Origin of the sequence: Cereibacter changlensis JA139 (assembly GCF_003034985.1) — a bacterium.
In the GTDB taxonomy this organism is placed as follows: Bacteria; Pseudomonadota; Alphaproteobacteria; order Rhodobacterales; family Rhodobacteraceae; genus Cereibacter; species Cereibacter changlensis.
Window position 1 is genome coordinate 1 of sequence record NZ_PZKG01000150.1, and the last position, 8,465, is coordinate 8,465.

General features: G+C 72.3%; 7 protein-coding genes, 1 tRNA gene and 1 pseudogene. 3 read left to right on the forward strand and 6 right to left on the reverse strand.

The annotated features are described in order from the left end of the window. Positions 1 to 483: hypothetical protein (locus tag C5F48_RS25305; protein WP_219907816.1), on the forward strand; the 483-nt coding region annotated here is incomplete at its 5' end. Then, positions 480 to 1,217 (forward strand): tetratricopeptide repeat protein, encoded by a 738-nt coding sequence (locus C5F48_RS19890; RefSeq protein WP_107665539.1) that lies wholly within the window; start codon positions 480 to 482, stop codon positions 1,215 to 1,217. The genes C5F48_RS25305 and C5F48_RS19890, both read left to right, overlap by 4 nt. 500 nt (positions 1,218 to 1,717) lie before the next feature. Here C5F48_RS19890 and C5F48_RS19895 read toward each other — a convergent pair. Beyond that, positions 1,718 to 1,792, reverse strand: a tRNA-Asn gene (locus C5F48_RS19895). 76 nt (positions 1,793 to 1,868) lie between these two features. Beyond that, positions 1,869 to 2,765 carry an MBL fold metallo-hydrolase gene (locus C5F48_RS19900; protein ID WP_170139552.1) on the reverse strand — a complete coding sequence of 299 codons (897 nt, stop codon included), beginning with the start codon at positions 2,763 to 2,765 and terminating at the stop codon, positions 1,869 to 1,871. 40 nt (positions 2,766 to 2,805) lie between these two features. On the opposite strand from C5F48_RS19900, the gene C5F48_RS19905 reads away from it, so the two are divergent. Then, entirely contained in the window at positions 2,806 to 4,125 is a 1,320-nt protein-coding gene (locus C5F48_RS19905) for an ATP-binding protein (protein WP_107665540.1), read from the forward strand. A gap of 3 nt (positions 4,126 to 4,128) precedes the next feature. On the opposite strand, the gene C5F48_RS19910 is transcribed toward C5F48_RS19905, so the two are convergent. The 4 genes and pseudogenes from C5F48_RS19910 to C5F48_RS19925 form a co-directional block, all read right to left on the reverse strand. Continuing rightward, positions 4,129 to 4,602: a CAP domain-containing protein gene (locus C5F48_RS19910; protein WP_107665541.1), complete on the reverse strand. Its 474-nt coding sequence runs from the start codon at positions 4,600 to 4,602 to the stop codon at positions 4,129 to 4,131. A 69-nt stretch (positions 4,603 to 4,671) separates the two neighbouring features. After that, a complete protein-coding gene (locus C5F48_RS19915) occupies positions 4,672 to 5,313 on the reverse strand; it encodes an ATP-binding cassette domain-containing protein (protein WP_107665542.1) in 642 nt (213 codons plus the stop codon). Further along, positions 5,310 to 6,999, reverse strand: a pseudogene (locus C5F48_RS19920) (ABC transporter permease). The gene C5F48_RS19915 and the pseudogene C5F48_RS19920 overlap by 4 nt, the downstream one beginning before the upstream one ends. Beyond that, on the reverse strand, positions 6,996 to 8,204 hold the full coding sequence (locus tag C5F48_RS19925; RefSeq protein ID WP_107665543.1) for an ABC transporter substrate-binding protein: 1,209 nt from the start codon (positions 8,202 to 8,204) through the stop codon (positions 6,996 to 6,998). The pseudogene C5F48_RS19920 and the gene C5F48_RS19925 overlap by 4 nt, the downstream one beginning before the upstream one ends. Positions 8,205 to 8,465 lie beyond the last annotated feature (261 nt).

Here is an 8,465-nt window from a genome sequence, read left to right on the forward strand (position 1 = left end):
GCGCTGAACCTGATGTTGCTGCCGGTGAACCTCGCCGGCGTTCTGGCCTCGATCTGGCAGATGGCGGGCGGGCCGCGGCGCAAGTTCTCGCGCACGCCGAAGGTGGCGAGCCGCACCGTGGTCCCGCCCTATGCCTTCGTCTTCAACCTCGGGATCCTCGGGCTGATGCTGGCCTATGTCCTCCTGGGTATCGGCGCCGACAAGCCGCTCGGCGTGGCGATCCCGCTGATCAACATCCTGCTCTACAGCTACGGTCTGTGGCGCTTCGTCGGGCTCGGCGCGGGCTTCGCCGATCTCGGTCTCAGCCTCGGCCAGAGCGCGGGGCGCCTGTTTCAAGGCCTCGCCCGGCCGATGCCCGCCGCTGCCGCGCTGCCCGTGCTCGCCACCGCCTATCCGATGCCCGTCACCGCCCTTTCCCTTGGCGAAAGGCAGAGACCGCTCTGCCGCGCCGCCCAGTCACAGCCGTCCGAGGAGGACCGATGAAACATCCGCTCACCATCGCGCTCATGTCGCTTGCGCTGGCCGCCACGCCCTTCGCGGCCGCAGCCCAGCTTTCCCCGCTCAAGGCCGTCGCCGCCGCCGACGACCTGGTGAAGTCCGGCGATGCCGCGTCGCTCGACGAGGCCTTCGCGCTGTATCTCTCCGCTGCCGAGGGCGGCGCGGTCTGGGGCCAGTACAACGCCGCCGAGATGCTCTACGAGGGCAGGGGCGTGGCGCAGGACCGCGCCCGCGCCGCCGAGCTCTATGGCAAGGCCGCCGATCAGGACAACCTCTGGGCGCAGTACAAGCTGGGCCTGATGCTGATGAAAGGCGACGGCGTGGCCCCGCAGCCGAGCCGCGCGGTGACGCTGCTCGACGCCGCGGCGATGAAGGGCAACATCTGGGCGAATTACGAGCTGGGCGACGCCTATCTGCAGGGCCAGGCGATCCCGCGCGACCTGACCCGCGCGAAGTTCTACCTGGAGCGCGCCGCCGAGCAGAACAACGCCTGGGCGCTGCTGCGCCTCGGCGAGATCTATCGCGACGGCCTCGGCGTCCCCGCGAGCGCGGCCGACGCGACGGTGCTGTTCGAACAGGCGGCGGTGCAGAAGAACGGCTTCGCCCTGGTGGCGCTGGCCGGGATGATCGCCGCGAAAGAGGCCACCCGCGCCCGCGCGCTGCTGACCGAAGCCGCAGCGATGGGCAACGCCGAGGCGCAGGCGGCGCTGGCCGAGTGAGGTGCTGGGGGAGGGTGGGGCGAAGGCGCGCCCGCCCTCCCTTGCGCCATGGCTTCCGATGACTGCGCCTTATGCGGCGATGTCGGACGCAGACTGTGGTTGAGCGAGGACCCTGCTCCACCGGGGGGGGCTGCCCGACCCATCCGTAGGATGGGCTGCCCGACAGCCGGGGGCGTTGCGCTCCGTATCACCTCGACCCACCTCCATGGGAGGGGCCCCATAGCTGACGCCAGGATGATAAGCGCGCCGCAGGTCGCGCCTTCAAGGGAAAGTCGATAGCGGTCGCACTCCCTGATCACGAAGCCCTTGCAGCAGGCCGCCTCTGGCGACTTCGGGGGCAGGACCGCCAAAGGCCGTGCATCGCCTCTTCGCGAAGGAGTCGGACGCGAACGGTGGGCTGAAGCTCCGTGCGGCGGCATGGCGCAGCCTGTTCGCCAGCCCAAAACAAAAAAAGCCCGCTCGCGCGGTCTTCTCTCATGTAGCTGAATCCGTGAGGATTTTGGCTCCGGCGGTAGGGATCGAACCTACGACCAATTGATTAACAGTCAACTGCTCTACCGCTGAGCTACGCCGGAACACGGGGGCTACATAGCAATCTGTTTCGGGGGCGTCCAGAGCCGATGTGAAGAAAATCTGAACTCTTTCGCGGGCTCAGGCGAGGTGGAAACGGGCCGTCGCCGAGAGGCGCGGATCGGCCCTTATCCTGTTGCGTTCCGCGAGATCGACGAGATGCGCCAGCAGGTTGCGGCGGGCGGCAGGGAGGAGGGCTGCGGGGGTTTCGGCGTAGACGGTGGCGGCCAGGGAAGCGAGGTCGGCTGGGCCGTGGGCGAGGGCGTCCAGAATCAACCGCTCGCGGTCGCGCCGGTGGGCGGCGAGCCAGGCGATGCGGGTGGCGGGGTCGGCGACCGGCGCGCCGTGGCCGGGGAAGAGCACGCGCCAAGGCGTCGCGCCCAGCCGGTCCAGCGAGGCGCGGTAGGCGGTCATGTCGCCGTCGGGCGGCGAGACCAGCGAGGAGGACCAGCCCATCACGTGGTCGCCGGAGAAGCAGGCGTCTCCGAAGCCGAAGCACAGGTGGTCGCCGAGATGGCCCGGGGTGTGCAGCGCGGTGAGGGTCCAGCCGGGGCCGGAGACGCTCTCGCCATCGGCCAGCCGGCGCTGCGGGGCGAAGCCGTGGTCGATGCCCTCGCCGCCGCCCGGCTCCGCCTCGGCCAGGGCCTGCATCGCCGGGCTGCGGGCGGCGGGGCCGAAGGCCAGGAGCTCGGCGCCGGTGACCTCGGCCAGCGGGGCCGCGAGCGGGCTGTGGTCGAGATGGGCGTGGGTCACGAGGATGTGGCTGATCCGTTCGCCGGGGCGCAGCGCCGCCAGCAGCGCCGCGTGATGCCCGGGCAGGGCGGGGCCGGGGTCGATCAGCGCCACGCTGCCCTCGCCGACGATATAGCTGTTGGTGCCGCGATGCGTCATCGGCGAGGGGTTCGGCGCCAGAACGCGGCGCAGCTGCGGCTCCAGCCAGCAGCAGGCGCCGGGCTCGGTCGAGAGGTCGTCCTGCATCGCTCTTTCCTCGCGTCGATGGGGCGGCTAGGCTCGCCCGATGATATGGCCGTTCAAGACACTCGTTCCCCGCAGCCTCTATGGCCGCGCCGCGCTGATCCTGATCGTGCCGATCGTCACGATCCAGCTTGTCATATCCGTCGGCTTCATCCAGCGCCATTTCGAAGGCGTGACCCGGCAGATGTCGCGCGGACTGGAGATCGAGCTGAGTCACCTGCTCGACGAGGTCGCCGAGGCGCCCGACCCGGCTGCGGCGCGGGCGGTGGCGGAGGAGATCGGCGCGGCGCTGGAGCTCAAGGTGACGATGCCTGCCGACTGGCAGGTGGAGGGCGACCGGCGCGACCGTTGGGATCTGTCGGGAGCCGAGGTGGCGCGGACGCTGCGCGGGGGGCTCGAGACGCTGCGCGCGGTGGATCTGCAGAGCGATGGCGACAAGGTGCGGCTGCTGTTCGCCACCGAGCCCGAGCCGCTCTCGGTCGAGGTGGACCGGCGGCGGGTCAGCGCTTCGAACCCGCATCAGCTCCTGGTGCTGATGATCTTCACCTCGATCCTGATGACGCTGATCGCCTATCTCTTCCTGTCGAACCAGCTCAGGCCGATCAAGCGGCTGGCAGACGCCGCCGAGGCCTTCGGCAAGGGCCGGCACATTCCCTACCGGCCGCGCGGGGCGCAGGAGGTGCGGGCGGCGGGAAGCGCCTTTCTCGACATGCGGGCGCGGATCGAGCGGCAGATCGAGCAGCGCACGCTGATGCTTTCGGGCGTCAGCCACGACCTGCGTACGCCGCTGACCCGGCTGAAGCTGGGGCTGTCGATGCTGTCCGATCCGGAGGAGGCCGAGGACCTGCTGCGTGACGTCGGCGACATGGAGCGGCTGGTCGACGAATTCCTCGCCTTCAGCCGTGGCGACGCGGTGGATGCGGCGGAGGATGTCGACCCGGTGGCGCTGGTGCGGCGGGTGGTGGAGAACGGCCAGCGCAGCGGTCAGGCGGTGACGCTGCACGAGGCCGAGGGCGCGGCGGTGATGCGGCTGCGCCCGGCGGCGGTGACTCGGGCGCTGGAGAACCTGATCGGCAACGCGGTGCGCTACGGCAGTCGGGCCGAGGTGAGCGTGAACGTCACCGAGCGGGCGGTGCGGATCACGGTGGAGGATGACGGGCCGGGCATCCCGAAGCAGCAGCGCGACGAGGCGATCCATCCCTTCACCCGGCTGGACCGCTCGCGCAACCCCAACAAGGGCGGCGGCGTCGGGCTGGGCCTGTCGATCGCGATGGACATCGCCCGCAGCCATGGCGGCTCGCTCAGGCTTGGCGACAGCGACCGGCTGGGCGGGCTGAAGGCCGAGCTGGTGCTGGCGCGCTGAGGCTCAGAGCGGGGCGGCCAGCAGCAGCACCCAGTAGGGGCGTCCTCCCGCCGGCTGAGCGACCCCGACGCCGAGATCGGTGGCGGCGGGCCTGAGGATATTGGCGCGGTGGCCGGGGGATTGCATCCAGCTTTCCGTGACCGCCGCGACGCTGTCGAAGCCATGGGCGATGTTCTCGGCGACGAGGCCGAAGCGGTAGCCGCCGCGTGCGAGCCTCTGGCCAAGGTTCGAGCCGTCGGAGCCGTCATGACCCATCCGCCCGCGCCGGGCCATGTCGCAGGCATGGGCCTGCGCCACCGCGTCGAGCCGGGGCGAGGCGGCGACGGCGGACAGACCCTGCGCCGCGCGCTGCGCGTTCACCTGCCGCGCCAGGTCGCGGGCCACGGCGGCCGGGGTCTGGCCGCAGGCGGCCCTCTGTGCCGGGGCCTCGCCGGGGTGCAGCAGCAGCGCGGCAAGCAGGGCGATGGCGCGGATCATGGTGAGAACTCCGGAAAGGGCGGGGAGCCCGACGATACGCCCCGCCCCGGCCCTTGCCAAAGCCCGTGGTCAGAGCGGCAGGCCCATCGGCGAGATGACGCTCCCGCCGGCGGCGCGGGCGTCCTCGGCGTCATGGGTGACGAGGATCACCGGCAGGCCGCGGTCGCGGGCGCGGTCCAGCACGAAGCTGCGGATCTGTTCGCGCAGGTCGGCGTCGAGCCGCGAGAAGGGCTCGTCCAGCAAGAGCGCGCAGGGCTCGGCCAGCAGGGTGCGGAACAGGGCGACACGGGCGCGCTGGCCGCCCGACAGCGTCGCCGGGTCGCGGTCGGCGAAGCCGGGCAGGCCGGCCTGCTCCAGCGCCGCCGCGATCCGGGCGCGGCGGGCGGCGCCGCGCAGCCCGGGCGGCAGGGCGAAGCCGAGGTTGCCGCCGACCGACAGATGCGGGAAGAGCACGTCGTCCTGGAACAGCAGCCCGATCCGCCGCGCCCGGGTCGGCAGGGGCGTCACCTCGACGCCGTCCAGCCAGATCCGGCCCTCCAGCCGGAAGGGCGGGGCCAGCGTGCCGATGATCGCCGCCAGCGCGGTCGACTTGCCGGAACCCGAGGGCCCCATCACCGTCAGCACCTCGCCGGGCGCCACCAGCAGGTCGAGCGAGACCAGCGTCTCGGCGCCGCGGCTGATCCGCAGCCGGTCGAGATGCAGCCCCTTCATGTCACGGCCATCCCGCGGCGGTGGCGGAAGGCCAGCGCCGGCAGGCCGAGCGCCGCGGCGAAGGCCAGCGCGGGCAGGGCCATCTGCAGGATGGCGTAGGCGCCGATGATCCGCCGGTTGCCGCCGGAGGACAGCGCCACCGCCTCGGTGGTCAGCGTCACCACCCGCCCGCCGCCGATCAGCAGCGTCGGCAGGTATTGCCCGATGCTCACCGCCATCCCGACCGCCGCCGCGGTCAGCACCGGGCGCAGCAGCATCGGCAGGCGCAGCCGCCAGAAGATCCGGTTCTCTCCGGCCCCCAGCGCCGCGCCGGCGATGGCGATGCGCCCGTCCCAGGCGCGGAACGAGGGGGCGAGCGACAGGAAGACATAGGGCAGCACGAAGACAACATGCGCGGCGGCGACCGCCAGCGGCGTGCCCTCGGCCCCGGTCAGCAGCGCCAGCCCCTGCAACCCCGGCAGGAAGGCGATCTGCGGCACGATCAGCGGCAGGTAGAGCAGCCAGAGCGCCCGCGTCGTCGGGCGCAACCCGTGCCGCGCCTCGGCCTCGAGGCAGGCAAGGGTCAGCCCGAGGGCGACCGCCACGGCCAGCAGCGCCAATCCCAGCGTCATGGCCGAGGCCTCGGCAAGGCCGGGCGCGGCGCGGCTCCAGGTCTTCGTCGTTAGGGTTTCGGGCGCGAGGTCCGGGAATTGCCAGAGCCCCGCCACCGACCAGACCCCGAGGCCAGCCAGCCCCAGCGCCACCGCCGCCACCGCCAGAAGCGCCAGCATCCCCGCCAGCGGCCGCAACGGCGCATCGAGCCGCGCGCCGCGCCGCCCGGTCAGCGCCAGCCGCGCCAGCGCGCGCTTCGCCGCGATCTCCATCAGCCGCCAGCCCAGCAGTGCGCCGGCCACCTGCCCCAGCTGCAGCAGCGCCGCCGCCGCGGCCCGGCCGCGCTCGGCCAGCGCCGGGTCCATCATCCAGGCGGTGATCTGCACCGCCAGCGTCGCCGGCCGGGTCGGCCCCAGGATCATCGCCATCTCCACCGCCGTCATCGAATAGGCCAGCACGGCATAGACCGGCAGCCGGATCTGCCGGTAGAGCGCCGGCAGCACCGCATGGACGAAGCCGAGCCCACGGCCATAGCCGAGGCTCGCCGCCACCATCATCCGCCGTGGCGCATCGGTCTGCGGCAGGGCGGCCAGCATCATCAGCAGGAGGAAGGGCACCTCCTTCACCACCAGCCCCGCGGTTAGCGCCAGCCCGGCGGGATCGTTCAGCGTCAGGAGATCGGGCGGCGCGGTCCAGCCCGCCAGCGGCGCGACCAGTCGCGCCAGCCAACCCGAGGGCGACAGCAGGAAGGCCAGCCCCAGCGCCACCGCGGCATGCGGCACCGACAGGAGCGGCGACAGCAGCCGCAGCAGCAGGCGGAAAGCGCTGGTGCCCTGCAAGAGCGCCACGATCATCAGCGTGATCGCCAGCGCCAGCGCGGTCGCCGCCAGCCCGGTGCCGAGCGACAGCCGCACCGAGGCGCCGAGCCCGGGCCAGCCGGCCAGCGCCCGGAAAGCCTCCAGATCCGGCCCGCCGCGCATCAGCCCGAAGGCCGGCGCCAGCGTGCCGGCCAGTCCGGCCAGCACCGGCCCCACCATCAGCAACAGCGTGAGCCGGGGGGGCGAGCCTGAGCCAGCCGCCCCGGCCTTGGGTCACTGCGCCACCCCGTAGCGGCGCAGCCAGTCCTCGGTCACCGCCTCCATCCAGCTGGCATGCGGTTCCAGCAGCGCCTCGCCCAGTTCCGCGGGCGGCAGGGTGGCTGCCCCCAGCTCCAGCGCGTCGAAACGGGCGCGGTCGGCCTCGGGTAGGGCTGCCACGTCGAGCACCGTCTGGAAGCCCAGCACCGCCGGGTCCTGCGCCCGGGCCTGCACCTCGGGGTCGAGGAGCAGGTTGGCCACCACCTTGGCCCCCGCCTCATGCGCCGCATTGAACGGGATGGCGACGAAGCTCGCATTGCCGATGGTGCCGCCCACGAACACGAAGGTCCGAACCGTCTCGGGCAGTTCGCCCGCGGCGATCACCGCCGAGGCCCGGCCCGGATTCAGCGCGAAGGAGATCAGCGTCTCGCCATCGGCCAGCAGTTGCCCCAGCGCCGGCTCGTTCTGCGGATAGGCCCGGCCCTCGCGCCAGAGATGCGGTGTCGCGGCGTCGAGCCAGGCCCAGAGCGGCGCCGTCACCTCGGCATAGGTTTCGGGATCGACCGGCTGCTGCAGCAGCGCCGGGTCGGCCATGGTGTCATGCAGCACCTGCTTGAGGAAGGTCGCGCCGAGATAGTCCGGCGGCTGCGGATAGGTGAAGCGCCCCGGGTTGGCCTTGATCCAGTCGAGCAGCGCCGCGGCGTCGCGCGGCGGCTCCGGCAGGCGGGCGCTGTCATATTCGAAGACCAGCTGCGCCATGGCCCAGGGGCTCTCGCGGCCCTCGGTCGGCTCGGTGAAATCGGTGACGACGGCGGGCTTGCCGGCCACATCGACCAGCGGCCAGTTCGGCAGCGCCTCGGCGAAGGGGCCCGACAGCAGCCCCTGCCGCTTCATCGCCAGGAAGTTCTCGCCGTTGATCCAGATGAGGTCGACCGCGCCGCCGGTCGTCCGCCCGGCCTGCTGCTCGCCCAGCACCCGGGCCACCGCTTCGGAGGTGTCGGAGAGCTTCACCTGCTCCAGCGTCACCCCGTGCCGCGCCATCGCCTGTTCGCCGACCCAGTCGATGAAGGCGTTGATCTTCGGGTCACCGCCCCAGGCGTGCCAGTAGACGGTCTGGCCCTCCGCCGCATCGAGCACCGCCTGCCAACTGGGATCGGGGCTCTGGGCGGGGGCGGCAGTGCCCAGCAGCAGGGCGGCGACTGTGGCGAGAAGGCCTGTCTTCATCTGAATCCTCCGGTCCGCGGTCCGCGCGACCGCAGCCCAAGGCTTAAGCGGCGGCGGCGGGGGGCGGCAACGGCAAACTCCGCCGCTGACCGAATGGTGAGGCTTTGACATGAATGCGGCGCGCGGCTTGCACCGGGCCGCGGCATCGGCCAGACCTGCGACGGGAAGCCGCGGCAGGCAGCGGCAGGAGGCGGCGATGCTCGACGGTGTGGCGCGACGACTGATCGACCCGGCGCTGGACCGCGCCGGGCGCTGGCTGGC

What these genes read in the sequence shown, in the direction of transcription:
- C5F48_RS19900 (WP_170139552.1), bottom strand. Translation starts at nt 2,765, where the DNA reads ATGCAGGACGACCTCTCGACCGAGCCCGGCGCCTGCTGCTGGCTGGAG.
- C5F48_RS19890 (WP_107665539.1), top strand. Translation starts at nt 480, where the DNA reads ATGAAACATCCGCTCACCATCGCGCTCATGTCGCTTGCGCTGGCCGCC.
- C5F48_RS19905 (WP_107665540.1), top strand. Translation starts at nt 2,806, where the DNA reads ATGATATGGCCGTTCAAGACACTCGTTCCCCGCAGCCTCTATGGCCGC.
- C5F48_RS19915 (WP_107665542.1), bottom strand. Translation starts at nt 5,313, where the DNA reads ATGAAGGGGCTGCATCTCGACCGGCTGCGGATCAGCCGCGGCGCCGAG.
- C5F48_RS19910 (WP_107665541.1), bottom strand. Translation starts at nt 4,602, where the DNA reads ATGATCCGCGCCATCGCCCTGCTTGCCGCGCTGCTGCTGCACCCCGGC.
- C5F48_RS19925 (WP_107665543.1), bottom strand. Translation starts at nt 8,204, where the DNA reads ATGAAGACAGGCCTTCTCGCCACAGTCGCCGCCCTGCTGCTGGGCACT.